Annotated in this window: 25 protein-coding genes and 1 pseudogene; 19 read left to right on the plus strand and 7 right to left on the minus strand. The window is 64.6% G+C overall.

Annotated elements, in window-relative coordinates; genetic code table 11:
- Positions 1-76 precede the first annotated feature (76 nt).
- The 9 genes from DCO45_RS21280 to DCO45_RS21320 all read left to right on the plus strand — a co-directional run bounded on the left by DCO45_RS21280 (position 77) and on the right by DCO45_RS21320 (position 9,121).
- A complete protein-coding gene (locus DCO45_RS21280) occupies positions 77-1,189 on the plus strand; it encodes an NAD(P)/FAD-dependent oxidoreductase (RefSeq protein WP_116927688.1) in 1,113 nt (370 codons plus the stop codon).
- Positions 1,190-1,424: 235 nt separating this feature from the next.
- On the plus strand, positions 1,425-1,742 hold the full coding sequence (locus DCO45_RS21285; RefSeq protein ID WP_043338381.1) for a DUF883 family protein: 318 nt from the start codon (positions 1,425-1,427) through the stop codon (positions 1,740-1,742).
- 107 nt (positions 1,743-1,849) lie between these two features.
- Positions 1,850-2,248: a phage holin family protein gene (locus tag DCO45_RS21290; protein ID WP_021025096.1), complete on the plus strand. Its 399-nt coding sequence runs from the start codon at positions 1,850-1,852 to the stop codon at positions 2,246-2,248.
- Between the two features lie 17 nt (positions 2,249-2,265).
- Entirely contained in the window at positions 2,266-2,604 is a 339-nt protein-coding gene (locus tag DCO45_RS21295) for a hypothetical protein (protein WP_133248230.1), read from the plus strand.
- A 424-nt stretch (positions 2,605-3,028) separates the two neighbouring features.
- Positions 3,029-4,033, plus strand: coding sequence for a BMP family protein (locus tag DCO45_RS21300; protein ID WP_116927690.1), 1,005 nt, complete (start codon positions 3,029-3,031; stop codon positions 4,031-4,033).
- 138 nt (positions 4,034-4,171) lie between these two features.
- Positions 4,172-5,746, plus strand: coding sequence for an ABC transporter ATP-binding protein (locus DCO45_RS21305; RefSeq protein ID WP_116927691.1), 1,575 nt, complete (start codon positions 4,172-4,174; stop codon positions 5,744-5,746).
- A gap of 9 nt (positions 5,747-5,755) precedes the next feature.
- Positions 5,756-6,817 carry an ABC transporter permease gene (locus DCO45_RS21310; RefSeq protein WP_116927692.1) on the plus strand — a complete coding sequence of 354 codons (1,062 nt, stop codon included), beginning with the start codon at positions 5,756-5,758 and terminating at the stop codon, positions 6,815-6,817.
- Positions 6,818-6,866: 49 nt separating this feature from the next.
- The gene (locus DCO45_RS21315; protein WP_021025091.1) at positions 6,867-7,790 is read left to right on the plus strand and encodes an ABC transporter permease; all 924 of its coding nucleotides are present in this window, start codon (positions 6,867-6,869) and stop codon (positions 7,788-7,790) included.
- A 53-nt stretch (positions 7,791-7,843) separates the two neighbouring features.
- Entirely contained in the window at positions 7,844-9,121 is a 1,278-nt protein-coding gene (locus tag DCO45_RS21320; protein ID WP_116927693.1) for an amidohydrolase family protein, read from the plus strand.
- Between the two features lie 10 nt (positions 9,122-9,131).
- Here DCO45_RS21320 and DCO45_RS21325 read toward each other — a convergent pair whose 3' ends face one another.
- Both DCO45_RS21325 and DCO45_RS21330 read right to left on the minus strand, forming a co-directional pair.
- Positions 9,132-10,313, minus strand: coding sequence for a cellulase family glycosylhydrolase (locus tag DCO45_RS21325; protein WP_116927694.1), 1,182 nt, complete (start codon positions 10,311-10,313; stop codon positions 9,132-9,134).
- A gap of 408 nt (positions 10,314-10,721) precedes the next feature.
- Positions 10,722-10,997 carry an oxidative damage protection protein gene (locus DCO45_RS21330; RefSeq protein WP_027010457.1) on the minus strand — a complete coding sequence of 92 codons (276 nt, stop codon included), beginning with the start codon at positions 10,995-10,997 and terminating at the stop codon, positions 10,722-10,724.
- A gap of 308 nt (positions 10,998-11,305) precedes the next feature.
- On the opposite strand from DCO45_RS21330, the gene DCO45_RS21335 reads away from it, so the two are divergent.
- From DCO45_RS21335 to pepE, 4 genes are all read left to right on the plus strand, one after another.
- Positions 11,306-12,352 carry a sulfate ABC transporter substrate-binding protein gene (locus tag DCO45_RS21335; RefSeq protein WP_116927695.1) on the plus strand — a complete coding sequence of 349 codons (1,047 nt, stop codon included), beginning with the start codon at positions 11,306-11,308 and terminating at the stop codon, positions 12,350-12,352.
- A gap of 61 nt (positions 12,353-12,413) precedes the next feature.
- A complete protein-coding gene (locus DCO45_RS21340) occupies positions 12,414-13,394 on the plus strand; it encodes a CysB family HTH-type transcriptional regulator (protein WP_116927696.1) in 981 nt (326 codons plus the stop codon).
- Positions 13,395-13,478: 84 nt separating this feature from the next.
- Positions 13,479-14,243: a M48 family metallopeptidase gene (locus tag DCO45_RS21345; protein ID WP_243419448.1), complete on the plus strand. Its 765-nt coding sequence runs from the start codon at positions 13,479-13,481 to the stop codon at positions 14,241-14,243.
- A gap of 157 nt (positions 14,244-14,400) precedes the next feature.
- A complete protein-coding gene (gene pepE, locus DCO45_RS21350) occupies positions 14,401-15,102 on the plus strand; it encodes a dipeptidase PepE (protein WP_116927697.1) in 702 nt (233 codons plus the stop codon).
- A 7-nt stretch (positions 15,103-15,109) separates the two neighbouring features.
- Here the strand turns inward: pepE and bktB are convergent, their stop codons facing one another.
- Complete coding sequence (bktB, locus tag DCO45_RS21355; protein WP_116927698.1) at positions 15,110-16,294, minus strand: beta-ketothiolase BktB; 1,185 nt, start codon at positions 16,292-16,294, stop codon at positions 15,110-15,112.
- A gap of 153 nt (positions 16,295-16,447) precedes the next feature.
- Positions 16,448-17,206: an SDR family NAD(P)-dependent oxidoreductase gene (locus tag DCO45_RS21360; RefSeq protein WP_116927699.1), complete on the minus strand. Its 759-nt coding sequence runs from the start codon at positions 17,204-17,206 to the stop codon at positions 16,448-16,450.
- 123 nt (positions 17,207-17,329) lie between these two features.
- On the opposite strand from DCO45_RS21360, the gene DCO45_RS21365 reads away from it, so the two are divergent.
- The gene (locus DCO45_RS21365) at positions 17,330-18,034 is read left to right on the plus strand and encodes an SDR family oxidoreductase (protein WP_116927700.1); all 705 of its coding nucleotides are present in this window, start codon (positions 17,330-17,332) and stop codon (positions 18,032-18,034) included.
- Positions 18,035-18,061: 27 nt separating this feature from the next.
- On the opposite strand, the gene DCO45_RS21370 is transcribed toward DCO45_RS21365, so the two are convergent.
- On the minus strand, positions 18,062-18,763 hold the full coding sequence (locus DCO45_RS21370) for a pseudouridine synthase (protein ID WP_116927701.1): 702 nt from the start codon (positions 18,761-18,763) through the stop codon (positions 18,062-18,064).
- 259 nt (positions 18,764-19,022) lie between these two features.
- Between DCO45_RS21370 and DCO45_RS21375 the strand changes: the two genes are divergently transcribed.
- Together DCO45_RS21375 and DCO45_RS21380 are read left to right on the plus strand one after the other, a co-directional pair.
- On the plus strand, positions 19,023-20,663 hold the full coding sequence (locus DCO45_RS21375; protein WP_116927702.1) for a 3-(methylthio)propionyl-CoA ligase: 1,641 nt from the start codon (positions 19,023-19,025) through the stop codon (positions 20,661-20,663).
- Positions 20,664-20,721: 58 nt separating this feature from the next.
- The gene (locus DCO45_RS21380) at positions 20,722-21,513 is read left to right on the plus strand and encodes an SDR family oxidoreductase (protein ID WP_116927703.1); all 792 of its coding nucleotides are present in this window, start codon (positions 20,722-20,724) and stop codon (positions 21,511-21,513) included.
- A gap of 72 nt (positions 21,514-21,585) precedes the next feature.
- Here DCO45_RS21380 and DCO45_RS21385 read toward each other — a convergent pair whose 3' ends face one another.
- A complete protein-coding gene (locus tag DCO45_RS21385; RefSeq protein WP_116927704.1) occupies positions 21,586-22,560 on the minus strand; it encodes a succinylglutamate desuccinylase/aspartoacylase family protein in 975 nt (324 codons plus the stop codon).
- Between the two features lie 325 nt (positions 22,561-22,885).
- Positions 22,886-23,659: a tRNA (guanosine(46)-N7)-methyltransferase TrmB gene (gene trmB / locus DCO45_RS21390; protein WP_243419449.1), complete on the minus strand. Its 774-nt coding sequence runs from the start codon at positions 23,657-23,659 to the stop codon at positions 22,886-22,888.
- A 323-nt stretch (positions 23,660-23,982) separates the two neighbouring features.
- Here trmB and DCO45_RS21395 point away from each other — a divergent pair, with 323 nt between their 5' ends.
- The 3 genes and pseudogenes from DCO45_RS21395 to DCO45_RS21405 all read left to right on the plus strand — a co-directional run.
- Positions 23,983-25,095 carry an acyl-CoA dehydrogenase family protein gene (locus tag DCO45_RS21395; protein WP_207788106.1) on the plus strand — a complete coding sequence of 371 codons (1,113 nt, stop codon included), beginning with the start codon at positions 23,983-23,985 and terminating at the stop codon, positions 25,093-25,095.
- A gap of 37 nt (positions 25,096-25,132) precedes the next feature.
- On the plus strand, positions 25,133-25,999 hold the full coding sequence (locus DCO45_RS21400) for a PhnD/SsuA/transferrin family substrate-binding protein (RefSeq protein WP_243419450.1): 867 nt from the start codon (positions 25,133-25,135) through the stop codon (positions 25,997-25,999).
- A gap of 74 nt (positions 26,000-26,073) precedes the next feature.
- Positions 26,074-26,314 (plus strand): annotated as a pseudogene (locus tag DCO45_RS21405) (ferritin-like domain-containing protein); the annotation flags it as partial.

Raw genomic sequence — 26,314 nt, forward strand, 5'->3', positions numbered from 1 at the left:
TTTAACCGGCTTTTTGTTTTGGGGCGACGCGCCAGGCGCTAAGCTGGCGGGCATATAAAAGCGAAGGAGCGAGCAAGTGGCCGATATTGTCGATTGCGTGGTGATTGGTGCGGGTGTGGTGGGGCTGGCTGTCGCCCGCGAGCTGGCCTTGGCCGGGCGTGAGGTGCTGGTGCTGGAGGCGCAGGATGCCATTGGCACGGGCACCAGCTCGCGTAACAGCGAGGTGATCCACGCGGGCATCTACTATGCCCAGGGCTCGCGCAAGGCGCGCTGGTGCGTGGAGGGCAAGGCCTTGCTGTATGCCTACTGCCAGGAGCGCGGTATTGACCACCAGCGCTGCGGCAAGCTGATCGTGGCCACGTCGGAAGCGCAACGCGCCAAGCTGCAGGACATTGCCCGCCATGCCGCTGCCAACGGGGTGGATGACCTGGTGCCGCTCAGCCGCGAGGAGGCCAGGGCCATGGAGCCCGCGCTGGAATGCGTGGCCGCGCTGCATTCGCCCAGCACCGGCATTGTCGACAGCCACGGGCTGATGCTGAGCCTGCAAGGCGATCTGGAAAACGCCGGTGGCATGGTGGTGTTCAACAGCCCGCTGGCCACTGCCCGTTGCGAGGAGGGCGGCATCGTTCTGCGCACCGAAGACGGCACCGAGCTGCAGGCCAGGACCGTGGTCAATGCCGCAGGTCTGTGGGCGCCTGACTTGGCGCGCAAGTTTGCAGGCGCTGATCTGTCGCAGCTGCCAGTCGCCCACTACGCCAAAGGCAATTACTTCACGTTGGGTGGCCGCGCGCCATTCAAGCAGCTGATCTACCCCGTCCCCGAGGTGGGCGGCCTGGGTGTGCACCTGACCCTGGACCTGGGCGGCCAGGCCAAGTTTGGCCCGGATGTGCAATGGGTGGACAGCGCCGATGACCTGGTGGTGGACCCGGCACGGGGTGAGGCCTTTTATGCTGCCGTGCGCCGCTACTGGCCTGGCCTGCAAGATGGCGCGCTGGTCGCAGGTTACGCCGGTATCCGGCCCAAGATCACTGGCCCGGGCGCGCCCGATGCCGATTTTGTGCTGCAAGGGCCCGAAGTGCATGGCGCGCCGGGCCTGTTCCACTTGCTGGGCATCGAATCGCCCGGGCTGACCAGCTGCCTGGCCATTGCCAAGGCGGTCAATGAGGCGGTGGCCCAGGAAGCGGCTTGACCGCCGTCAAGGGGCAGACGCGCAGGACCTTCGATGCGCACATAAATGCGACAAAAGCCACAGTTTGACGGCGATAGTCGGAATCTTCTGACAGGCAGGGGTGCATATCGGAACCCGGGGCCGCAGCTTTCTCCGTTAACATGTAACGGAGCGAATGCCATGCAGCAGCCAGCCTTGGCTGCACAGGGCGGATGCGGAACTTTCCTGTAGCCTGACCAAGAAAAGGATGATGAACATGCGTAAATCCAATTTGCTGAGCGATACCGTTGAGAATGCCCAGGCTGATCTGGAAAAACTGGTGAGCGATCTGCGCGGCGTGCTGTCGAGCAAGGACCTGGACGGCGTGCCCGACATCAAGCAACTGCGCCAACGCCTGGAAGACAGCGCCGGTGATGCCCGTGAGGGCGCCGTGCGCGCGGCCCAAGAAGCCGCCCGCCAGGCCAAGGAAGCTGCGCTGGCTGCTGACCGCTACGCCCATGACGAGCCATGGCGTGTTGCCGGTGCAGCGCTGGCCGTCGGCGCGTTGATCGGTTTTATCTTCTCGCGCCGCTAAGCTGAGCCCGAAGCCAGCGTGGGCCCCATGGCCGCGCTGGCAAGGCCCGCCGGGCCGACACCAAGAACAAGGGGCACGCAGGTGCCCCATATGCACGAGGAGAGTCCATGAACTGGTTGTCTGTGCTGGGCGTCGATGACATGCTGGCGCGTTTTCGCGCCTTGCTGTCGGAAAGCGCCATAGCGGCTGAAGACCGAATGGATCTGCTGGCCATTGAATGGCAGGAGCAGAAAAAGAACCTGATCTGGCTGGTCCTGATGGGTTTGGTGGTCGCGGGTCTGACCATTGTGGCCCTGACGGTGCTCTCGGGCGCCATCATCATTTCGTTCTGGGATACGCCCAACCGCATGCTGGCCACCTGGTTGGTCGCCGGTGTCTGGCTGGTGCTGTGGCTGGGTGTGCTGGCCTTTTTGTACCTGACCACGAAGAAGGCGGCCAACCCCTTCCAACTGACCAAGACCGTGCTGCGCCAGGACTGGCAAGCGGTCAAGGGCCGTCTCAAGTAATGCAGGGGACCCAAGCGATGATCAACCCAAGCAAAGACGCGGAGCTGCAACTGCTGCAGGCCACAGACCCTGAGGCCCGGGAAGTGCTGCTGCGCATCCAGAACCAGCGCGAGCGCCTGGATGGCCGCCGCCTGGCGCGTGAACAAGCCTTGGCGCTGCGCCGCGATGCCACCGGCGGCCAGCACCACCCCATGGCCTATGGCACGCTGGCCGAGCGCCTGATCAGCTTTGGCCGCGAGCATCCGCTGGTCTGCGCTGGCCTGGTCGGCGCCGGCTTGCTGCTGGGGCCGCGCAAGCTCATTCGCATGGCCACCATTGCGATGCCGATTGTGATGAAGCTGCGCCGCAACCACTGAGTGGCGTCTTGCGCGGTGCCTCCGCGCTGCGATCGCGCTGCTCGGTATCTACCGACCCCCTGAGACCGCCATGCCGCGATGCATGGCGGTTTTTTTGTGCCACATCGGCCTACGCATATTCCCGAAGATAGGGACTGCCCGCTTGCTGCCGGCGATCGCGTGGCGAAAAATGGCTTTCAAGCGCCGCTGATGTGGGTAGAATGCGCGGCGCGCTGTGTATATACGCATTGCGTGTTGCGCTTGTTTTGTGTGTGTTCTGCTGCTGCAAGCGCTGTTGCTTGTCGGCCAGCTGCACTTTGCTGCTCTTAATGCAGTAGCGGCCACAAGCGAGTGCAGCACGTTGGCACAAGACATGGTACAGAACTTGCTTCTCTCGCCCGCCCACTTGGATGGCAAGTGGATCTCACCCCTAAGGAGTTTCTTGATGACTACACGGCGTCGTATTGTTCAAACCTGCCTGGCTGCACTGCCCCTCGCGCTGGCTGGCCTGTCGGCTGCACCGGCCTGGGCGCAGACCAAGGTGAAGGTCGCGGCGGTCTACACCGTGCCGTACGAGCAGCAATGGGTCAGCCGCATCCATGAGGCACTGAAGGCCGCCGAGGCGCGGGGTGAGATCGAGTACAAGTCCAGCGAAAACGTGGCCAATGCCGACTACGAGCGCGTGATGCGCGAGTACGCCACCGGCGGCGCGCAGCTGATGTTTGGTGAGGTGTTTGGCGTGGAAGCGGCCGCGCGCAAGGTTGCCAAGGACTTTCCCAAGACCGCCTTTGTGATGGGCTCGTCGGGCAAGATCCAGGCGCCCAACTTCAGCGTGTTCGACAACTACATCCAGGAGCCTGCCTACCTGTCGGGCATGGTCGCTGGCGGCATGAGCAAGACCAACAAGATCGGCATGGTCGGCGGCTTCCCCATCCCCGAAGTCAACCGCCTGATGCACGCCTTCATGGCGGGCGCCAAGGAAACCAATCCCAAGGTGGAGTTCACCGTCAGCTTCATCAACAGCTGGTTTGATCCACCCAAGGCCAAGGAAGCGACCTTTGCGATGATCGACAAGGGCGCCGATGTGCTCTACGCCGAGCGTTTTGGCGTGAGCGATGCAGCCAAGGAAAAGGGCAAGCTGGCCATTGGCAATGTGATCAACACCCAGGCGCAGTACCCCGACACCGTGGTGGCCTCGGCCCTGTGGCACATGGAGCCGAGCGTCGAGCGCGCGATCAAGGCGGTCAGGGACGGCAGCTACAAGGCCGAGGACTACGGCCCGTACTCGATGATGAAGTACAAGGGCTCCTCGCTGGCACCGTTTGGCACCTTCGAGAAAAAGCTGCCGGCGGACCTGATCGCCAAGGTGCAGGCCAAGCAGGCCGATATCCTGTCGGGTAAGTTCGTCGTGAAGGTCGACGACTCGCAGCCCAAGTCCACGGCCAAGTAAGCCGGGCCTGGATTGCCTAGGCGCAGCGCTATAGCAGCTCGGCGCCACCAACTTCCAGCTCCGGCGCATGCCGGGGCTGTTTTTGTGCCAGCTGCCAGGCCCCGTCGCCTGCCCAGCGAACCCAGCGGCCTGTTGCCCATGTCTCCTCCAAGTTCCTCTCCTGTTGTGCTCCAGCTGCACGGCATCACCAAACGCTTTGGCCCGCTGGTAGCCAATGACGCCATTTCGCTGACCCTGCATCGGGGCGAGATCGTGGCCTTGCTGGGCGAGAACGGCGCGGGCAAATCCACCTTGATGTCGATCCTGTTTGGCCACTATGTGGCCGATGAGGGGCGCATTGAGGTGATGGGCCAGCCGCTGCCGCCGGGCCAGCCGCGCGCCTCGCTGGCTGCGGGCATCGGCATGGTGCACCAGCACTTTGCGCTGGCCGACAACCTGAGTGTGCTGGACAACATCATGGTGGGCAGCGAATCGCTGCTGCGCCTCAAGTCAGCCAAGCGCCAGGCCCGCGCCAAACTGGTCGAGGTCGCACGCCAGTTTGGCCTGGTGGTGGACCCCGATGCACGGGTGGGCAACCTGTCGGTGGGCGAGCGCCAACGGGTGGAAATCCTCAAGGCGCTGTACCGGGGCGCCAGGATCTTGATTCTGGACGAGCCCACGGCCGTGCTGACCCCGCAGGAGAGCGAGGCGCTGTTTGCGACCTTGTCCCAGATGGTGGCCCAAGGCCTGTCGATCATCTTTATCAGCCACAAGCTGGGCGAAGTGCTGCGCGTGGCCGACCGCGTGGCCGTGCTGCGCCACGGCAAGTTGGTGGCCGAGGCGCCGACCGCAGGCACCACGCAGGCGCAGCTGGCGCAGTGGATGGTGGGCGAGGCGGTGAGCCTGCCCGAGCGCCAACCTGCCGCCAAGGTGGGCGACGAAGTCTGCAGCCTGCGCAATGTGCACACCACGGCCTCGGCCAAATCCACCGCGCGCGATCGCCTGGTCGATGTGTCGCTGGTGCTCAAGGCCGGGGAGATGGTGGCGATTGCCGGTGTTTCGGGTAACGGCCAGGTGGCCTTGGCCGATATGCTCTGCGGCATGCGCCGACCGGGCCAGGGCACGGTGCAGTACCTGGGCGCGCCGATGCCGGCATCGGCCGTGGCCCTGGTCGCCCAGGGCGTGGCGCGCATCCCGGAAGACCGCCATGGCACCGGCGTGGTCGGTGACTTGCCGGTGTGGGAAAACGCCGTGTCCGAGCGGCTGCGCAGCCCCTGGTTTTCGCGCTGGGGCTGGGTGCGCCGTGCACAGGCGCGCAGCCAGGCCCAGCATGTGTCGAAGCAGTTCGATGTGCGCGGCGGCGGTCTCGATGCACCGGCCCGTTCGCTGTCGGGCGGCAATATGCAAAAGCTGATTCTGGGCCGGGCGCTGTTGGCACCCCAGGGCGCCGAGGGCATGGCGCCGCGCCTGATCGTGGCGCACCAGCCCACCTGGGGCCTCGATATTGGCGCGGTGCGCTTTGTGCACCAGCAACTGCTGGCCGCGCGCGATGCCGGCGCCGCGGTGCTGCTGATCTCGGACGACCTGGACGAGGTGCTGGCCCTCGGAGACCGTATCGGCGTGATGCACGAGGGACAGCTGTCGCCCGTGCTGCCTTTTGCGGACTGGAGCCGCGAGACCATCGGTCTGGCCATGGCCGGATCTCCTATGACAGCGCCTGCGCGCCAGGGCTGAGAGACTGCAATGCGTATAGAAAAAAGAGCAACCCCCTCGACGCTGGCCATGGTGGCTGCGCCCCTGGGTGCGGTGGTATTTACCTTGGCCATCAGCGGCTTGCTGGTGCTGTGGGCGGGCGCGCCCGTTGGTGCTACCTATGTGGCGCTGTTCAAAGGAGCCTTCGGCTCACTGTTTGCGCTGTCTGAGACCTTGACGCGCGCCGTGCCGCTGATCCTGACCGGTCTGGCTGCAGCGGTGGCTTTCCGGGCGCGGCTGTTCAATATCGGTGCCGAAGGCCAGCTCTATGCCGGCGCAGTGGCTGCCGTGGCCGTAGGCGGCATGCATGGCGGCACGGGCTTTGAGCTGCCCATTTATCTGCTGTTTCCGCTGATGCTGCTGGCTGCCGCACTGGCTGGCGCGGCCTTGCTGCTGGGCCCGGCCTTGATGAAGACCAAGCTGGGTGTTGACGAGGTGGTGACCACCTTGCTGCTGAACTTTGTCATGCTGCTGGCCGTGTCCTACCTGCTCGATGGCCCGATGAAAGACCCGATGGCGATGGGCTGGCCGCAGAGCGTCGCGCTGCAGGGCGACCTGGAGCTGGGCAAGCTGATTGCGCAGACCCGTTTGCACAACGGCTTGCTGATGGCGGTGGGCCTCGCGGTCGCGCTGTGGCTGCTGCTGCAGCGGGCGGTGCCAGGCTTTGACATCCGCGCAGCCGGCGCCAACCCCCGCGCGGCAGCCTTTGCCGGCGTGCCGGTGACCCGCACGGTCGTGCTGGTCGCGCTGCTGTCGGGCGGGCTCGCGGGCATGGCTGGCGCCATCGAGGTGGCGGGCCGCACCAGCTACCTGACACTGGACATGTCGCCGGGCTATGGCTATAGCGGCATCGTGATTGCGATGCTGGCCGGCCTGCACCCGCTGGGTGTGGTGGCCTCGGCCGTATTTGTCGCCGGCATGCTCGTGGGTGCCGACAGCATGAGCCGCGCCGTCGGCGTGCCCAATGCGATTGCCGATGTGATCGTGGCCGCCTCGCTCTTGTCGGTGCTGGTGGCCAGCCTGATGACCCAATACCGCCTGCGCAGAAAGTGAGCGCTGTGATGTTGAAACCCCTAAAACAAACGCCAGTGCGAGGTGCATCATGAGCGATGTGATGGATATTTTGGCCAATGCGTCTTTTTGGGTGGCCGTGCTGCGCACCGCTACGCCGCTGCTGCTGGGCACGCTGGGGGTGCTGCTGTGCGAGCGCGCTGGCGTGCTGAACCTGGGCATCGAGGGCATCATGGTGGCCGGTGCCTTTACTGGTTGGCTGACCGTGTATGCCGGCCACGGCCTGTGGACGGGCGTGCTGGTCGCGGCACTCACCGGCGCGGTGCTGGGCAGCCTGCATGCCTGGCTGACGGTGGGCCTGGCGCTGTCGCAGCATGTCTCGGGCCTGGGCATCACGATGCTGGCGACGGCCTTGTCGTACTACGGCTACCGCGTGAGCTTTCCCAAGGTGAACACGCCGCCCACGATCACGCCGTTTGAGGCGATGGACTGGCTGCCGATTCCGATTCTGGGCGACCAGACCGCCTTGACCTTGCTGGCTTTGCTGCTGGTGCCGCTCTTGGCCTGGGTGCTGTTTCGCACGCCTTTGGGTTTGGCGGTGCGCATGGTGGGCGAGAACCCGCAGGCCGCAGAAGGCCAGGGCGTGGCCGTGATGGCGGTGCGCAGTGGTGCGATCATTGCAGGCTCGGCGCTGATGGGCGTGGCGGGTGCGTTTTTGACGCTGTCGGCCTTCAACGCGTTTTTCTTCAACATGGTCAACGGCCGGGGCTGGATCTGCGTGGCGCTGGTGGTGTTTGCCTCCTGGCGGCCAGGCAAGGCCTTGCTGGGCGCGCTGCTGTTTGCGTTTTTCGATGCGCTGCAGCTGCGACTGCAGCAGTCGGGCGATGGCCTCGTGCCCTACCAGTTCTATCTGATGCTGCCATACCTGCTGTCGATCCTGGCGCTGGTGCTGGTGGCCCGCAAAGCCGCCTACCCACAGGCTTTGATGAAACCCTACCGCAAAGGTGAGCGCTGAGCCGCGCTTTGCGCTCCACGATGCAGACCCTGGTCTGCCTACAAGGATAAAAAATGCTTGATTTTTTGATTCACAATGCCAGCTTGCCCGATGGCCGCAAGAACATGTCGGTGGCTGTGCAGGACGGCAAGATTGCCGAGGTGAGCGAGGGCCTGCAGGCGCCCGCTGCCGAGGTGGTGGACGCCCAGGGCCTGCTGCTGAGCCCACCCTTTGTGGACCCGCATTTCCACATGGATGCGACCCTGAGCTACGGCATGCCGCGTGTCAACGAAAGCGGCACCTTGCTCGAAGGCATTGCGCTGTGGGGCGAGCTCAAACCCCAGCTGACGCATGAGGCGCTGGTCGAGCGTGCCTTGGCCTACTGCGACTGGGCGGTGGCGCGCGGCCTCCTGGCCATCCGCAGCCATGTGGACACCAGCGATCCGAGCCTGCTGCCTGTCGAAGCGATGCTCGATGTGCAAAAGCGCGTGGCGCCCTATATCGACCTGCAGCTGGTGGCCTTTCCGCAAGACGGCGTGCTGCGCACACCGGGCGGGCTGGACAACCTCAAGCGCGCGCTGGACCTGGGCGTCGATGTCGTCGGCGGCATTCCGCACTTTGAGCGCACCATGGCCGATGGCGCCGAGAGCGTGCGCATTCTCTGCGAGCTGGCCGCCGAGCGCGGCAAGCGGGTGGACATGCACTGCGACGAGTCGGATGACCCGATGTCACGCCATGTGGAGACCCTGGCCTACCACACCCAGCGCCTGGGCCTGCAGGGCCGCGTGACCGGCTCGCACCTCACCTCCATGCACAGCATGGACAACTACTACGTCAGCAAGCTGATGGCACTGATGGCCGAGGCGCAGCTGGGCGTTGTCAGCAACCCCTTGATCAATATCACGATCCAGGGCCGCCATGACAGCTACCCCAAGCGCCGGGGCATGACGCGCGTGCCCGAGCTGATGGCCGCGGGCCTCACGGTGGCATTTGGCCATGACTGCGTGATGGACCCCTGGTATAGCCTGGGTTCGGGCGACGCGCTAGAGGTGGCCAGCATGGGCCTGCATGTGGCGCAGATGACCAGCCGCGCGGGCATGCAGCAATGCTTTGATGCCATCACCCTGAACCCCGCACGCTTGCTGGGCCTCCAAGGCTATGGCATCGAGCAAGGTGCAAATGCCGACTTTGTGCTGCTGCATGCCAAGGACCCGGTCGAGGCGCTGCGCCTGAAGGCCACGCGCCTGGGCGTATGGCGCCGTGGCCAGCGCATTGCCAGCACGCCGGCACCGGTGGCCACGTTGAATGTGCCAGGGCGCCCAGCCAGCACTACGCTGCTGAGCGCGCGCTAATCGGCAGCTTTCAGCGCTGTTGCAAGCGCTTGCGGATGGGCTCGAACTCGGGGGTCGCGCTGCGCTTGACCGGATCGGGCAGGCCTTTTTCCATCGCCTCCCAGTAGCGCCAGTGCACCTTGGCCTGGCCCAGTTCGTAGTCCATCGCATCCCAGGCATCTTCCCGAAAGCTGTAAAAGGCCCAGTGGTAGCGCTTGTCCTCGGCATAGGACAGAACATCGTCCAGGTACTGGCTGCAGCTGTCGAGCATGCGCACACAGCCAAACTCGCCCATGACGATCTGTTCGGGCGCAATCGCCAAGGAGCGTGCCCAGCCGTTGACGGCATCCAGGTACTGGGCCACGCGCTGCTGGTTCCACAGCTGGGTCTTGCCGGCAAAGGGCACCTCTCCCGGGTAGCGGTAGGGCTGCTTGCGCATCAAGTTGGGGCCGCTGGTCGCCTGGTAGGGCTCGTACATGTGAAAGCTGTAGAGCACCCTTTTGTCCTGCAGCGCCTCGGGCCAATAGACGAAGGCGTCCGCCGCGCCATACCAACCGGCATCGACCATGACGGGTGTGTACGGGTCGACCGCGCGGATCTGGGCAATCAGGTACTGGTAGAAGGCGGGTAGATCATGCGATCCGCCCTGGGCATTGGCATACCAGGCCTGCATGTCTGGTGCACTGGCATGCTCGGCCAGGCCGCCTTGTTTTTCGGGCGCGGGCTCGTTGATCAGGTTATAGGCCGCTATGCCGGGCGTGTCCTTCAAGGCGCGCGCCAGGTCCTGCCAAAACTGGCCGGCGGCCTTCCAGTGCGCCTTGTCCTGCCAGATGCGGTCATCAAACTTACCCTGATTGTTTTGCGACCAGCGTGACAGCGGCAGGGACAGCGGCGCAATCACCACTTTGAGCCCCGCCGCATGGGCCTTGGCCACCGACGCCTTGAGCGTGGCAAGGTCCGATGCCATCAGCTGCTGGTAGTCATCCGCATTGCCCATCAAAAAATCGCGCTGCTCGGGCTTCCATTTGTCGTAGGACAGCCGCACCCAGCTGGCGCCATAGCCGCGCAAGTCCTGGTAATAGCGGGTATCCGGCGGCAAGCGGTTAAAGCTGTTGCCCCCGCGTTGTGTGGTGGTCCAGAAGGCGGCCCGGTCGGCCGCTCGCACCGATGCGGACAGCGCCAGTGCAAGGCAGAGGGCAGAAATCTTGAACATGGAAGCAGGGCGGAGGGCAAGCCGGTAGCAAAGGGGTGTGCAGATGCTATCACTGCGATTGGGGTGATTGATTTCTATTTGCAACCAGTCGGGGCGCTTTCGAGGCTGCTTTTTGGGGGCTGTGTCGTGTATCCATGCCATTGGCCCGGTAGCACACCATGAAGCACCCTGTCGCTTGGTGTCGCAGCAAGGCAGGTCCCAACCAAGGCTGCGGGCGCCAAGTCCTGCCCATGCGGGCTGGGTAGATGCCGTGCAGGCCAGGGTTTTGAAACCACATGTCTGCAGGGCCGAGGGACCCTGGCTGTATCGCCCGTTAGTGGACCGTACACCCATAAAAAAATGGCAGCTGAGGCTGCCATTTTTCAGGCCGGGGAGTTGTCCCTGGCCTGCACTTGTACGAGTGCCGTATCAGTCTGCAGTGGGCGGCACGTAGCCGACGGCTGCATCAGCGCCTTCGCCAAAGAAATGGTTTTCCATTTGGCGAGCCAGGTACTGGCGAGCGCGCTGGTCGGCCAGGTTCAGGCGGTTTTCGTTGACCAGCATGGTCTGGTGCTTGAGCCAGCCAGCCCAGGCTTCCTTGCTGACGTTTTCCCACAGGCGCTTGCCCAGCTCACCAGGGTAGGGGGGAAAGTCGAGGCCCTCGGCTTCTTTGTGCAGTTTGACGCAGTTGACCATACGTGCCATGGGAGATGCTTCCTTCGTTGGGTTGACGCTGTTGCACTGGCAGGGTGCTTGCCCGATGCTGCCGCAGTCTGCGGGCGGTTGCCCAGCATGGACTGCTTTGCCCACACTGCCAACCAGAGTTGGGGCATTGGCGAGCTTCCTGCCTTGCCAGTCCCGAAACCGGGCCTGGCAGATGCGTTTTCGCGTCTTGTTAATAAGTTTCAGTCATAAAAAACTGAATTAATAGTAGTTTGAGTTTTTATGGCCGCGTTTCAGAATGTGTTCAAGCCTAACAAGCCCTACGACTTTTGCCATTCTGAAAGTGTTCCATGCAACAACGCCGCCACTTTATCAAGTTTCCGATAGCCGCAGCCGCAGTCGCGTCTCTGATGGCGCTGGCGCCCGCTGTTTTTAGCGGCGCAGCCCATGCCCAGGCACCAGCACCGGTGACCTTGCTCAACGTGTCCTACGACCCGACCCGTGAGCTGTACAACCAGTTCAACCAGGCCTTTGCCAAGCACTGGAAGGACACGACCGGCCAGACCGTGACGATCAAGCAGTCGCATGGCGGCTCGGGCAAGCAGGCGCGGGCCATCATCGATGGCATCGAGGCCGATGTGGCCACCTTGGCCTTGGCCGGTGACATTGATGCACTGAACAAATACGGCCAGCTGGTGCCGGCCGATTGGCAAAAGCGCCTGCCGCTCAACAGCGCGCCTTACACCTCGACCATTGTGTTCCTGGTCAAAAAGGGCAATCCCAAGGGCATCAAGGACTGGGGCGATCTGATCAAGCCCGATGTCAAGGTGATCACGCCCAACCCCAAGACCAGCGGCGGCGCGCGCTGGAACTACCTGGCCGCCTGGGAGTTTGGCAAACGCAACTATGGCGGTGAGGCCGGTGCCAAGGACTACATCACCAAGCTGTTCAAGAATGTGCCGATTCTCGACACCGGCGCGCGTGGCTCGACCGTGACCTTTGTGCAGCGCGGCCAGGGCGATGTGCTGCTGGCCTGGGAAAACGAGGCCTACCTGGCATTGAAGGAGTTTGGCCCCGAGAAGTTCGAGATCGTCACCCCCTCGCTGTCGATCCTGGCCGAGCCCACGGTGACCGTCGTCGACAAGGTGGTGGACAAGCGCGGCACGCGCAAGATTGCCGATGCCTACCTGCAGTACCTGTACTCGGACGAAGGCCAGGACATTGCCGGCCGCAACTTCTACCGCCCCACCGCCGAAGCGGCCAAAGCCAAATACGCCAGCCAGTTCGCGACGCTCAAGCTCTTCACCATCGATGAGGCCTTTGGCGGCTGGACCAAGGCCGACGCTGCGCACTTTGCCGATGGCGGCAGCTTTGACCAGATCTACACCAAGAAATAAGCAAGGACGCTGAACCAGCCGCCGGGGACCCCTGGCGGCTGGGTCCACAAAGGTGAATGTTATGAATTTTCAGCAACTGCGGGCCGTGCGCGAAGCCGCCCGCAATGGCTACAACCTGACCGAGGTGGCGCATGTGCTCTACACCTCGCAGCCAGGCGTGAGCCGCCAGATCCGCGAGTTGGAAGACGAGCTGGGTGTGGACATCTTTATCCGCGCCGGCAAGCGCCTGACCGGGCTGACCCCACCGGGTGAGGCCATTTTGCCGATCGTGGACCGCCTGCTGCTGGAGTCCGAAAACCTGCGCCGCGCTGGTGCCGATTTTCATGCCAGCCGCAGCGGCCAGCTGAGCATTGCCGCCACCCACTCGCAGGCGCGCTACGCGCTGCCGCTGGTGGTGCGCGATTTTCGCGAGCAGTTTCCCGATGTGGCCCTGCACCTGCACCAGGGCTCGCCCCGGCAGGTCGCTGAGATGCTGCTGAGTGGCGCGGCCGATATCGGCGTGGCCACCGAAGCGCTCACCGGCTATGCGAGCTTGGCGACCCTGCCGGGTTACCGCTGGACCCACTCGGTGGTTGTGCCCCCAGGCCACCCCTTGCTGGCCCAGCAAGAGGCTGGAAGGCCGCTGACCTTGCAATCGCTGGTGCGCTTTCCGATCATCACCTATGAGCAGGGCTACACCGGCCGCTCGCACATTGATGAGTCGTTTTCCGCCGCCGAGGTCACGCCCAATGTGGTGCTGACCGCCATGGATGCTGACGTGATCAAGACCTATGTCGAGCTGGGCATGGGCATCGGCATCGTCGCCTCCATCGCCTTTGATGAGGAGCGCGACCGCAACCTGCGCGCCATCGACGCGGGCCATTTGTTCAAGGTCAACACCACCCGTATTGCACTGCGCAAGGGCGTGTGGCTGCGCGCCTATGCGCTGCAGTTCATCGAGAGCTTTGTGCCGACCTTGAAGCGCGAGGTGGTGCTGCAGGCCGTGTCGGCGACGGCACCGGATGACGCATCGGCGCAGGCCGCCACGCAAAAAGCTGCCTGAGCGATCTCTGGGGTATAAAAACTATCATTTCGATAATCGCACGCTATGATGCACGTTTTCAACGTGCAGATGAGGAGATAGCGGATGCGCAAAACGATGATGGTGACGGGCCTGGTGGCTGCTTTGGCCCTGGCCGGCTGCAAGACCATGGATACGGGCAATCTGGGCGGACTGATGGAGTCCGGCTCGACGGCGATGAAGGCCATGACATTGACCGACGGCGATGTCGTGGCCTTGTCCAATGAATCCTGCGCCGCGCTGGACCAGCAAAACAAGCTCGCGCCTGCGAACAACAAGTACAGCCAGCGCCTGGCCAAGGTCGTCGCCAACATGCCCCAGGAAGTAGAAGGCAAGAAGGCCGACTACAAGGTCTACCTGACCAGTGATGTGAACGCCTGGGCGATGGCCAATGGCTGCATCCGCGTCTACAGCGGCCTGATGGACCTGATGAACGACGACGAGCTGCGCGGCGTGATCGGCCATGAAATCGGTCACGTGGCGCTGGGCCACAGCAAGCGCCGCATGCAAACGGCCTATGCCACCTCGGCCGCACGCCAGATTGCCGCCAATAGCGGCAATGCCACCTTGGCATCGCTGTCGAGCTCGCAAGCGGGCGAGCTGGGTGAAAAGTTCATCCATGCGCAGTTCTCGCAGGCCAACGAGTCTGCCGCCGACAACTACTCCTTTGACCTGCTCACCAAGCAAAAGATGGAGCGCAAGGGCCTCGTCACCGCTTTCCAGAAGCTCGCCAAGCTGAGCGGCGGTGGCGGCAACTCGCTGATGGATTCGCACCCACCGTCGGAGGCCCGCGCCAAGGCGATGCAGGCACGGCTGGACAGCGGCAAGTAAGCAGTCGATAGGACAAGAAGAGACTGGCGCGGGGCATGCCGCCGCGCCAGTTCTTTTTTTGCGCTCGGCTCCTTTGTCGGCGCCGACCTTCTGTGCTTGGGTGACGCCGCCGCAGTGCAGGGGCTGCTATGCTGGCTGCCTCATTCAAAGAGGTGTTATGCAGTTACTGTTGTTGAGCAACTCCCGCGCGCCCGATGGCGGCTACCTGACTTTTTGCCGCGAGGCGCTGGCAGCCCAGCTGCAGGGTGTGCAAAAGGCGCTGTTTGTGCCCTTTGCCGGGGTCTCGCTCAGTTGGGACGACTACACAGCGCAGGTGCAAGCGGCCATCGCCCACACCGGCGTGCAGCTGGTGGGCGCGCACCAGGCGGATGCGCTGGAGCCATTTTTGGCCGGGGATATCCAGGCCATCATCGTCGGCGGCGGCAATACCTTCCAGCTGCTGGCCCAATGCCGCAAGCGGGGCTGGCTGGTGCGCATTGGCGACGCGGCACGTTCGGGCCGCATGTCCTACACCGGCTGGAGTGCCGGCGCCAATCTGGCGGGCCTGACGATCAACACCACCAATGACATGCCCATCGTCGACCCGCAGGGCTTTGGCGCGTTGGGCCTGGTGCCGTTTTGCATCAACCCCCACTACCACAACAGCCTGCCGCCTGGCCACCAGGGCGAGACGCGCGACCAGCGCCTGGCGGAGTTCCTGGTCGCCAACCCGGACAAGCAGGTGGTCGCTCTGCCCGAGGGCAGCTGGCTGCACGTGCGCGGTGGCCAGGCCCAGGTCGCAGGGCAGTTTGCGGCCAAGCGCTTTGCAGCGGGCAAGCCGGTGGAAGACTTGCCCGTGGGGACTGCGCTGACGCTTTAAGGCTTGGTTAGACGCGTTCGAAGATGGCGGCAATGGCCTGGCCGCCGCCAATGCACATGGTGACGAGTGCATAGCGGCCGCCGGTGCGGTGCAGCTCATGGATCGCCTTGACGGTGATGATCGCGCCGGTCGCTCCAATCGGGTGGCCCAGCGAGATGCCCGAACCATTGGGGTTGACCTTGGCCGGGTCGGCGCCCAGGCCCTTGGTCACTGCGCAGGCTTGTGCGGCAAAGGCTTCGTTGGCTTCGATGACATCCATCTGGTCCAGCTTGAGGCCGGTCTTGGCCAGCACCGCCTTGGAGGCAGGCACGGGGCCAATGCCCATGATCTTGGGGTCAACCCCTGCATGGGCATAACCCACCAGCCGGGCCAGCGGCTTGGCTCCGCGCGCCTTGGCGGCGGCGGCTTCCATCAGCACCACGGCGGCTGCGGCGTCATTGATACCCGAGGCGTTGGCGGCGGTGACCGTGCCGTCTTCCTTGATGAAGACGGGCTTCATCTTCTGGAAGTCCTCGATCTTGGCGCCGGCGCGGAAGTGCTCGTCCTTGTCAAAGCTGATATCACCCTTCTTGCTCTTGAGGATGACCGGCACGATCTGGCCGGCAAAGCGGTTCTCGGCCCAGGCCTGCTCGGCGCGCTGGTGGCTGCTCAGTGCCAATTGGTCCTGGTCATCGCGGCTGATGCCAAATTCCTTGGCCACGTTCTCGGCGGTCACACCCATGTGGATGTTGTGGAACGGGTCATGCAGCGCGCCGGTCATCATGTCGATCATCTTGAAATCGCCCATGCGTGCGCCCCAGCGGCTGGTGGTGCTGGCGTAGGGCGCGCGGCTCATGTTCTCGGCGCCGGCGCCAATGGCCACGTCATAGTCACCGAGCAAAATGCCCTGGCTGGCCGTCACAATCCCCTGCAGGCCCGAGCCGCAGAGGCGGTTGACGTTCATCGCCGGTGTCTCCTGCGGGCAGCCACCCTGGATGGCCGCCACGCGGCTCAGGTACATGTCCTTGGGCTCCGTGTTGACCACGTGGCCGAAGACCACATGGCCCACATCCTTGCCTTCAATGCCGGCGCGGGCCAGCGACTCCTTGACCACCAGTGCGCCCAGCTCGGTCGGTGGAACATCCTTGAGGCTGCCGCCAAAGGTGCCGATGGCAGTGCGCACGGCGCTGCAGACAAGTACTTCACGGGACATGGAACGGTCTCCTGTTTAAATGAATAGAGGCATGCAAATGTTGCCTTGCAGCATTATTGCCAGCCAGACCGCCGCTGTGTCAACCAGAGAGGGCGAGCACGCACCTTGGTGACAGTCCACGACGGGCTGGGAGCGTTCAGTGCGCTTCGTCGTTCAAGGCTCGCGGACGTCGGCGATCACATTCTGGCCAAAATCGGCGCGGTCCAGCCAGCCCAGCACCTTGGCACCGGCTTCTGCCGGGCTGCTGAGTTTGCCGCCCTCATGCAGGCCCTTGAAGTTGCCCACATCGGGGAAGGCGCCCGCATCGGCATTGCGCAGCTGCACCTGCATGTCGGTGTCGATCACGCCGGGCGCGAGTGAGACGATCTTGGCGCCATGGGGCTTGTGGGCTTCTTCCAGCGCCACGCAGCGGGCATAGGCATCCATGCCGGCCTTGGCCGTACAGTAGGCGGCCTGCGATGCCATGGGGCGGCGGCCCAGGCCGGACGAGACATTGAGCACTTTCTTGGGGACGGTCCAGCTGTCGGTCGCACCCAGAAACACCCCCGTCAGCGCCATCGGCGCCTCCAGCCCCACGCGCAGCGCATTGCGCAGGTCGGGCGTGGCCAGGTCGGACAGCGGCGCGATCTGCGGAATCACGCCGGCGTTGTTGATCAACGTGATGCTGGCCCAGTCGCTGGCCTGGAGGCTGCGCAGCCAGTCGCCCAGGCGCTGGGCGGCGGCATCGGTATCGCCCAGGTCCTGCTCCCACTGGATGAGCTGGTCCGGCGATGGAGCGGCAGCGGCCAGCGCGCTGGAGCTGCGGCGCGCGATGCTCAGCACGGTATGGCCCTTGGCCAGAAGTTGCTGGCCCATGGCCAGGCCCATGCCGCGCGAGCCGCCGGTAAGGATGGTGAGGTGTTTGGTGGTCATAACCGGCTATCGTAACGGCAGTTGGGCCTGGGCGTTACGGCGTTTTTCCCGGTGGCCTGCACAAGCGCGGCGGCTTGGTTAGGATGGTCAGCTTTGGAATCACAAAGACAAAGGAAGCACAGCATGAACCAATCCAAAGTAGCCATCGTGATCGCCGGTGGATCCGGCATGGGCGCAGCGGCGGCACGCCAGTTGCACCAGGCCGGTTATGCGCTGGGGATTATGTCGTCCTCGGGCAAGGGCGAGGCGCTGGCCCAGGAGCTGGGCGGTGTTGGCGTGACCGGTTCCAACCAGCATGTGGCCGACATGCAAAAGCTGGTGGATGCCGTGATGGCGCGCTACGGCCGCATCGATGTGCTGGTCAATGGCGCCGGCCACGGCCCCAAGGGTGACCTGCTGTCGATCAGCGATGAGGACTGGATCAAGGGCCTGGAGGTCTACTTTCTGAACGTGGTGCGCGCCACGCGCCTGGTTGCGCCCATCATGCAAAAGCAGGGCGGCGGCGCCATCATCAATATCTCATCGGCCTGGGCGTTTGAGCCGGCAGCGCTGTTCCCCACCTCGGCGATGGCACGCTCCGGCCTGGCCGCCTTCACCAAGATCTTCTGCGACGAGTACGGCAAGCACAACATCCGCATGAACAATGTGCTGCCCGGCTGGATCGACAGCCTGCCCAAAAAGGACGAGCGCCAGGCAGCGGTGCCGCTGCAGCGCTACGGCAAGGCCGACGAGATTGGCGCGACGGTGGCCTTTTTGGCCTCCGAGGGTGCGGCCTACATCACCGGCCAGAACATCCGCGTGGATGGCGGCTTGATGCGCCACGTCTAAGCACCTCAAGCCGCTCCAGGGCCGCTTTTAGAAATCAGCCGCCAGCCGGCAGTCCAGCCATTGGCCGGTCACCGGGTGTTCAAAGCCCAGCTGCTGCGCCTGCAGCAGCAGGCGTGGTGCCATCGCCTGCACCGCTGCGCTGGCATACAGGCCGTCGCCCAGCATCGCATGGCCAATCGCCTGCATGTGCAGGCGCAGCTGGTGGGTGCGGCCGGTCAGCGGCTCCAGCCACAGACGCGTGCTGCCAGCGGGGATGGCGGGCAGGGCGGCCGCTTCCTCAGCACCCATCGCCCGCCACCAGGTCTGGCTGGGCTTGCCCATCTCCCCATCCACCCGCTGCAAAGGGCGGCGCTCCCAGTCGGCGATCAGCGGCAGATCGACCAGGCTCCAAATATTCCCGTCCTGCGGCATCGCGGCATGCAGCGCATGCTCGGGTGTCAGAGGCTGTGCAACTGGATTGCCGCAGACCACGGCGGTATAGCGCTTGCGCACGGTACGGGCCGCAAAGGCGTCGCCCAGCGCGCGCTGCACCGCCAGGCTGCGCGCCATCACGACGAGGCCCGAGGTGGGCTGGTCCAGCCGGTGCACTACCAGCGCATCGGGCCATTGCTGGCGGGCCCGGGCGCTGAGGCAATCTTGCTTGTCCTCTCCCCGGCCGGGCACACACAACAGGCCCGATGGCTTGTTCAGCACCAGCAGGTGTTCGTCGATGTAGTCGGGGATCAGCATGGGGCGGTGTGAGACGAAAGCAGCGCCTGATTCTAAGTGCTGCAGCCTAGGTGACAGCGCGCGCTGCGCACTGCGCGCGCCTGCCTGTACTGTATGCCTCGTCATATGCTGCAGGCATTTGCTCATGCAACCCGCTGGCAGTGCGGGTTGCTACGATGCACTTTGCTGCGCGCACGCGCTATAAAAACAGATGCATGCCGGTGGTGGTATGTGCAGCCTTGACTGTGCGCCGCCACTGGCCATACCACAAGGAGACCCAATGCTAGGCCTGATGCAAAAGCAGCAACTGCTGACCTCCAACCTGCTGGAGTTTGCGGAGCGTTACCACCGCGATACCGAAATCGTCTCGCGCCGCGTGGAAGGTGATATCCACCGCTACACCTATGGCGACTTTGCGCAGCGCGCCCGCCAGCTGGCGCAGGCCCTGGATGGCATGGGGCTGGCCGCGGGCGCGCGCGTGGCGAGTCTGGCCTGGAATGGCTACCGCCATATGGAGCTGTACTACGGCGTGGGCGGCTCGGGCCGGGTCATCCATACCTTGAACCCCCGGCTGCACCCCGACCAGGTGGTCTGGATCGTCAACCATGCCGAGGACGAGGTGCTGTGCTTTGACACCTGCTTCCTGCCCATCGTGCAGGCCATCCACGCGCGCTGCCCGACGGTACGCCAATGGGTGGCGCTGTGTGATGCTGACCAACTGCCTGCCGATGCCGGCATCCCCGGCCTGGTGGCCTACGAGGCCTGGATTGCGGCTGCCGACGGCGCCTACCAGTGGCCCGAGTTTGACGAAAACACCGCCTGCGGCATGTGCTACACCAGCGGCACCACGGGCAACCCCAAGGCCGTGCTGTACTCGCACCGCAGCACCGTCTTGCATGCCTATGGCGCTTCGCTGCCCGATGTGATGGACATCTCCTCGCGCGATGTGGTGCTGCCGGTCGTGCCGATGTTCCATGTCAACGCCTGGGGCCTGCCGTTTTCCGGGCCGCTCAATGGCGCCAAGCTGGTGTTTCCCGGCCCGGCGCTCGATGGCCCCTCGGTCTACGCGCTGATGGAGGCCGAGAAGGTAACCTTTGCCGCTGGCGTGCCCACGGTCTGGCAGATGCTGCTGAGCCATGTGCAAAGCCAGGGCCTGCGCTTTGGCAGCCTGCAGCGCACCATCATTGGCGGCTCGGCCTGCCCGCCGGCGATGATCAAGACCTTCCAGGAGGACTATGGCGTCACCGTGCTGCATGCCTGGGGTATGACCGAACTCAGCCCGCTGGGCACCGTCTGCACCTTGAAGCACAAGCACCTGGACCTGCCGGCCGACACCCAGGCGCAGCTGCTGGCCAAACAGGGCCGGGTCATCTTTGGCGTGGACATGAAGATCGTCGGTGACGACGGCCAGGACCAGCCCTGGGATGGCAAGACCTATGGCGACCTGCTGGTGCGCGGCCCCTGGGTGGTGGCGGACTACTACCGCAGCGAGGGCGCCTCGCCGCTGGTCACTGATGCGCAGGGGCGCGACTGGTTTCCCACCGGCGATGTGGCCACCATCGATGCCGATGGCTTTATGCAGATCACTGACCGCAGCAAGGATGTGATCAAGTCCGGGGGCGAATGGATCAGCTCCATCGATATCGAGAACATTGCGATGGCCCACCCGGCCGTCGCGATGGCTGCCTGCGTGGGCATGCCCCATCCCAAGTGGGACGAACGGCCGGTGGTTTTTGTAGCGCTCAAGAAGGGCGCTGCCGTGAGCGAGGAGGACTTGCTCGCCTTCTACCAGGGCAAGATGGCCAAGTGGCAGATCCCCGATGCCGTGATTTTTGTGGAGGCCATTCCGCTGGGTGCCACTGGCAAGATGCTCAAGACCCGGCTGCGTGAGCAGTTCAAGGACTATGTGCTGCCAGCCTGATGGCTGCATTTTGAATGACTCGCTGAACGACTTTTCAGCCCTACCAGGAGGCCTTTGCATGACGCGCAAGATTGGGCAATTATTGGATCTGACCGGCAAGACGGCGCTGGTGACGGGCGGCTCGCGCGGCTTGGGCCTGCAGCTGGCCCATGCGCTGGGCGAGGCTGGCGCCAAGGTGGTGGTGACCAGCCGCAAGGCCAGCGAGCTGGAAGCGGCGGTGGCCGAGCTGGGAGGCGCAGGCATTGATGCGCGCTGGATTGCTGCCGACTGCGCGGTCGACAGCGAGATCGAGCGCCTGGCCATCGAGGTGCTGGGGCGCGTGGGCGATGTGGACATTCTGGTCAACAACGCCGGTGCCAGCTGGGGCGCACCGGCCGAGGACCACCCGGCCGCCGCCTGGGACAAGGTGATGAACCTGAATGTACGCGGCTATTTTCTGCTGTCGCAGCAGCTGGCCAAGCGCTGCATGATTGCGCGCCGGCAGGGCGCCATCATCAACCTGGCATCGATTGCCGGGCTGGGCGGCAACCCGGTGGGCATGAAGACCATCGCCTACAACACCAGCAAGGGCGCGGTCATCAACTTCACCCGCGCGCTCGCTGCCGAATGGGGGCACTACGGCATCCGCGTCAATGCCATCGCACCGGGTTTTTTCCGCACCAAGATGGCCAATGGCCTGATTGACCAGATCGGCGAGGATGCGATGACGGCCGGCGTGCCGCTGGGCCGCCTGGGCGGGGATGATGATTTGAAGGGGGCTGCGGTGCTGCTGGCCAGCGATGCGGGCAAACACATCACCGGCCAATGCCTGGCCGTGGATGGCGGCGTCAGCATTGTCACTGCGGGTTGATGCGGGCAGCCTGAACCGGTCAGGCTGGCCGGGTACTTCGATGGGCTGCCCACAAAGGGCAGCCCCCCTGTATCAGCTGTGGTCCGTCTGCGCCAGGTAAAACCACTCGCGGTTCACGGCGGCATCGGGCTGGGGGAAGATCACGCAGCCATCGAAGGGCGCCAGAATCTGGCTGCCATCGGCGCGGGTCGCGAGCAGGTCACCCTGGCGGAATGGGTCAAAGTTCTGCCACTCCTTTTGCATGCGGTCATCGGCGCTTTGGCGCATGAACACCTGGCGCATATGGTGGGTGGTGTACTGGGCGACGGGCTCGACGGTCACATCGGCCATCTCCAGCAGATTCAGCACGCCAGCGATACAGCGGTCGGCCACCTCGATGGCCTGGGGCTCTTCGTGCGAGCCCGACTCCACGGTGATCGCGTAGCCCCCGCGGCTGCGCATGAACTCATTGGTGCCGATGCCGTGCTCGGGGCGAAGGGCGCCGCCGCTGGCCTTCACTGCCTGTTCATACACCTCCAGCCAGCCTTGCACGATGATGGGCAGGCCCACGGCCTTGGCAAAGGCCTCTTCCTCTTGCTGGCGGGCAAAGGGCTCGAGCGTGCCGGTGTTGTTGAGCGGGCCGGTCATCGCAAAGGCCCGGCCTTCGCCGCTGTAGGAGTGCAGATCGAGCAGCGCATCATGGCTCTCGAGCAGCGGGGCCAGTGCATTGACCATATGGTCTTCAAAGTTCTGCGGCTGGGCCTGGGGCACAAAGTTGCGGTTGAGGTTGCGGTCGCCTTCGCGCTCGTTCTTGATAAAGGCCTTGGGGTTGGCCACGGGCACCATCGTCAGGCGCCCGCGCTTGAGGCGCACCTGGCCCGATTCAAAGCGCTCGATCCAGCGGCGGATCGCATGCGTGCCACTTTGCTCATTGCCATGCACGGCGCCAAAGATCAGCAGCGACGGGCCCGGCACGGCGGACGCCCAGCCGTAGCTGCGCAGCGCAGCAGGTTGCTCGGCAGAAGGGCTGTGGTCCTGTTGCGGGATATGGAAGCGAGAGACGGTCATTGCAGTTTTCCGGTGTGATGGCCTGCCAGCCCGGGCCGCTGCGTCACAAGCCTTGCATCCCGCCAGGGACTGTCGCACCAGAGCAGGGCGCAAGGTTTATACCCACAACCGTGGGGCAGGGGGCGGCATGTGCCATTGGCCCCAGCGTCTGGGTGCCAGCAGCCATCCTACCGCATCGGGCACTGCAGGCGGCCGATTCTGCTATCAATTTTGATACGCAAAGCAACGGTTACCTGGCCCCTGGGGTGCGCCGCACTCTGCAAAAAGCAAAAAAGACTGCCCAAGCAGCCTTTTTCAGCAAAGCGGGCATCTAGGCCCAGCGCGCTTATGCAGCGCGCGTGAACACCAGGTCCCAGACACCATGGCCCAGACGCAGACCGCGGTTTTCGAACTTGGTCAGCGGGCGGTACTCGGGCTGCGGCGCGTAGCCGTCGGCCGTGTTATTCAGGTCGGGGTTGGCCGAGAGCACCTCGAGCATCTGCTCGGCATAGGGCTGCCAGTCGGTGGCGCAGTGGATATAGCCACCGGGCTTCAAATGGGCGACGAGCTGGGCCACAAACGGCGCCTGGATCAGGCGGCGCTTGTTGTGCTTTTTCTTGTGCCAGGGATCGGGGAAGAACACATGGATGCCGTCGAGCGAGCCCGGCTGCAGCATGTTCTCCAGCACTTCCACGGCGTCGTGCTGGAAGATGCGGATATTGGTGATGTCCTGCTCGCCGATGCGCTTGAGCAGCGCGCCCACGCCCGGCTCATGCACTTCGCAGCACAGGAAATTGTCGTCCGGGCGAACGCGGGCGATGTGCGCCGTGGCCTCGCCCATGCCAAAGCCGATTTCCAAAATCACCTTGCCCTGGCGGCCAAAGGCGGCCTCGGCGTTGAATGCCTCGCCGGTGTAGGGCAGCACATAGCGCGTGCCCAGCGTTTCAAAGGCCTTGGCCTGGCCGGTGGTGGTGCGGCCGGCGCGGCGCACGTAGGAGCGGATGGTCTTGGGATGGGCCACATCCGCAGGCGCATGGCCGGGGGCACTGCTGGCATCGCGTGCGTTGGTGATGATGGGCTCGGGCACGGGGCCAGCAGCAGGCGTCGAAGAAGATTGCATGGTCATGGAGGTGCCGCTCAGCACAGGCGGCAAGGTGGCGCTTGCCCGGCAAGGGGCGCTGGGCCGCGTCAAAAAAGGGGCTATTGTAGATTTTTCCAGTCTGCAATGACGAAACGCTGGGCAATCGCCGTGTGCGCCCACTGCCATCTGGCTGCAAAGTCGCTGCCTATAATGCCTTTTTCAAAGTGACGTCTGTCGTGATTGCAGGTCTGTGTGCGACAGGAAACACGGGGTAGGGGCTCGGGAGCGCAGCATGCGCCTGGCCGCTTTCTGCCCCATGGGTTCCGGTATGGGCCTGCCTTTGCGCCAGCATCTGGAGCAGCATGGACATTCTTTCGTCGTTGGAGCCGATTGTGCGCGACCTCATTGCGCCGGCGGCCGCGCATACCGATAGCCAGGCGGTCTACCCGCGCCAGGCGCTGCAGGCCTTGGGCAGCCAGGGCCTGCTGGGCCTGATCAGCGCGCCCGAAGTAGGCGGCATGGGCGCGGGCCTGCCTGACGCGGTACAAGTGGTCGAGCGCATTGCCCAGGACTGCCCCTGCACGGCCATGGTGCTGACCATGCACTACTGCGGCGTGGCACTGATCGAGCCTTTTGCGGCACAAGACACCCGGCGCGCCATTGCGCAGGGCCGCCATATCACCACCCTGGCGGTGTCCGAGACCGGCTCGCGCAGCCATATCTGGGCACCCACCGGTACCGCCGCTGCGCAGGGCCAGGACGCGGTGCTGCTCAATGCCCACAAAAGCATGATCACCTCGGCGGGCGAGGCCGACTCCTATGTCTGGATCTCGCGGGCTAGCACGGGCGAGGGCAATACGCTGTGGCTGGTCGACAGCCGCCTGCCCGGGCTGCAGATCCCATCGCGCTTTGATGGCATGGGACTGCGCGGCAATGCCTCGTCTCCGATCATTGCGCGGGATGTAGCCGTGCCGCTGGCCTGCCGCTTGGGAGACGACGGCCAGGGCGAGGACGTCAAGGCCCGCTACCTGATGCCGTATTTCCCCACCTTGATCGCCACCACGTCGGTGGGCCTGATGCAAGGCGTGCTGCGCCGCGCTGTGCAGCATGTGGCCAACACCCGCTTTGCCGAAAATGGCAGCGGCCTGGCCGACCTGCCGACCATCCGGGCTTACCTCGCCAAGGCCCAGCTCAAGGCCGACCAGGCCCGCTTGCTGCGCGATGACGCCGTGCAGGCGGTGCTGGCGGGGCGCCCCGATGCCAAAACCCGGCTCTTGCAATGCAAGGCCGCTGCGGCCGAGGCGGCGCTGGAGGTGAGCGATACGGCGATGCGCGTCTGCGGCGGCGCAGCCTTCCGCAAGGACCTGGGCATCGAGCGGCTGTTCCGCGATGCCCGCGCCGCCTCCGTGATGGCCCCCACCACCGATGTGATCTATGACCTGCTGGGCAAGGCGCTGTGCGACGCCGCAGGCTGAGCCCCCGTGACCCAACCAACCGGAGAGACATCTATCCATGACCGTTTCCTACACCACCCTCAAGATGGGCGCCGTGGCCTACGCGCCCAAGGTCATCACCATCTGGGAGGGCTTCAAGGCCCATTTCATCGAGCAGGGCCTGTACTTTGACTATGTGCTGTATTCCAACTATGAGTCGCTCACAGAGGCGCTGATGGATGGCACGGTGCAACTGGCCTGGAACTCGCCGCTCGCCTTTGTGCGCGCCGAGCTGATGGCGCGGGCCGCTGGCCAGCAGGTGCGATCGATCGCGATGCGTGACACCGACATGGATGTGCAGTCGCTGCTGGTGGTACGCGCAGACAGCCCCGCCCAGGCCCTGGCGGACCTGCGCGGCCAGACGCTGGGCTTTGGCGCCATTGATTCGCCCCAGGCCACCTTGATCCCGCTGGACCACCTGCGCCAGCACGGCCTGCTGGCGGGCCAGGATTTTCAGGCGCGCCGCTTTGATGTGCTGGGCGGCAAGCATGGCGACCATATTGGTGGCGAGCGCCTGGCGGCCAAGGCCATGGTGGCGGGGGAGATTGCGGCGTCCTGGATGGTTGCCAAGAACTACCTGGCCTTTGCCGCCGAAGGGACCCTGCCTGCAGGCACCACGCGCGTGCTCGACACCTCGCAGCCTTTTGACCACTGCAATATGACCGCCGGGCCCAGTATCAGCGCTGCCGATGCGGCGCGCTTTACCGAGATCTTGCTGGCCATGTCCTGGGCCGACCCGCTGATTCGCCCCTTGCTGGAGTTGGAAGGCCTCAAGGTCTGGCACCCCGGCCGCGCTTCGGGCTATGTGCCCTTGTCCCGTGCGGTGCGCGATGAGCGCTTCTATGATGATGCGGGCCGCATCCTGGCGGCGGACTACCGGTACTGAGGCCCATGGAAAAACCGCCAGCCCCCTCCAGCAGTACGGGTCCTGCAATCCCAGGCCAGGCCGACCTTGCCAGCATGCCACTGGTGGATTTGGGCCGGCTGGGCTTTGATGCCGGTGCGCACCTGCTGGTCAAGCACGGCCTGGCGGCCGTGGCCGTGGGCGAGTCGATCCGGGTCAGCGGCCAGGCGCCGGGCTGGCAAGCGCAGTTGGCGGCCTGGTGCCAGGCCCAGGGCCATGCGCTGCAAACGCCGACCGGCTGGCTGCGGCAGCCGGCCTTGCTGGTGCGGCGGGGCAGCGCGCAAGCGGGCCGCTGGC

The organism is Comamonas sp. JNW, from assembly GCF_003105075.1.
In the GTDB taxonomy this organism is placed as follows: domain Bacteria; phylum Pseudomonadota; class Gammaproteobacteria; order Burkholderiales; family Burkholderiaceae_C; genus Comamonas; species Comamonas squillarum.